Genomic DNA, 1,354 nt, shown 5'->3' on the forward strand with positions numbered 1-1,354 from the left:
CCTCGACCGCATGGGCCCTCATCGCTTCCATCCGAATGATCACCCGGCGAACCGCAACCTATTGCCTTGCTTGAGAAACTTCCGAATCAGGCACTTAGGAGGGTGTGGTAGCATAGGTTTGACGTTAGCTTAGGCAGTAAAGCGTCCGTTTTGTAATCGGAGGTCGTCGGTGCAAGTCCGACACGTCGCTAGACGCTTGTCCAAGGACGAACGCGTTGAGAAACGGAGATCAATCTCGAAATTGTCGTTGTGCGCCAGGGAGCACGTCGCCTGAGTGAGGGCATACACGCTGGAAAAGCCTGTCTCTCCACTCAATTTTCGATCCGAGCGAATGGGGGTTTACCGGTAATCCCAGCACGTAACACCCATTCCCATCGACATGGCCGAAAACTTTGGCAGACCCTTTTCGATAAAGGCCCACCAGCTGTGGAGCGCCACCGCTTAACGGATCTGCCTTGCTATGAAGTGCGTCGCAAAACGCGCTGTAAACAGCTCGAGATGTATGCATCTGGGACGAAGACTGCCATTCAATAACTTCATCCATGAACGCGTCCTGGCCGCTCCCCGCAGCGGCGAGCAATCGCGATTTGCAACCTTCAGCGTGCACTTCGATCGCTTGGTCCGAAAATTTCCGGCGCTTTGCTGAAAAGCTGGTCTTCCAAGCTACGAACCTGCATCCAAGGCCGTCCCCCTCCCGAGCAGCGTGAAAAATGTGAAAATCTCTGTCGGGCGAATTATGCCTCCGTGAAAGGGAAGCTTCCATCGCAGCCACGAAAGTCAAATGGCGCTGTAAGGCGTCATCCGAGTCCTGCCACAAAAAACCTTGCTCAGATAACTCACAAATTTGCGATATGGACAGAGCCGGAAATAGTACATCGCCAGCATATCCAAAGATGTCTGGGAACCTCCCTGCGGAAAATACTTTACGACCACTATCCCAGCGTGAGTGCACGGACCCCCAAGTGATGCGGCTATCGCTGGCTACGTAAATTGCGCTCGGCCCTCGGGCATCAACAGCTGCCCACATTACAAGTGTTGTCACTTTATTGACCTAAGTACCAAAATGATCTAGTAGCGTCGCTGGATCAAAGAGGCAACTCCCAGACGTTCCACCATATGAGGGGCGTGACGGTCGAGGACCTGCGCCAGCCTAGTAATCTAGGCTGGCGCGGCTGGGTTTCGCCCGGCCCACATCGGCCCGCTGGCGTTGGTAATGGCGTTATGCCTACACGCCTGCCTCCATCGTAAGCGGTCATCTAAGTGCCTGATTCGGAAGTTTCTCAAGCAAGGCAATAGGTTGCGGTTCGCCGGGTGATCATTCGGATGGAAGCGATGAGGGCCCATGCGGTCGAGG

Annotated in this window: 1 tRNA gene; it reads left to right on the forward strand. The window is 54.5% G+C overall.

Annotated features, from left to right (window positions below):
- Window positions 1-120: 120 nt before the first annotated feature.
- Window positions 121-190 (forward strand) — tRNA-Thr (locus tag C8K14_RS22245).
- Window positions 191-1,354: the final 1,164 nt, after the last annotated feature.

The sequence above is a fragment of the Novosphingobium sp. GV079 genome, assembly GCF_003058045.1.
GTDB classification, from domain to species: Bacteria; Pseudomonadota; Alphaproteobacteria; order Sphingomonadales; family Sphingomonadaceae; genus Novosphingobium; species Novosphingobium capsulatum.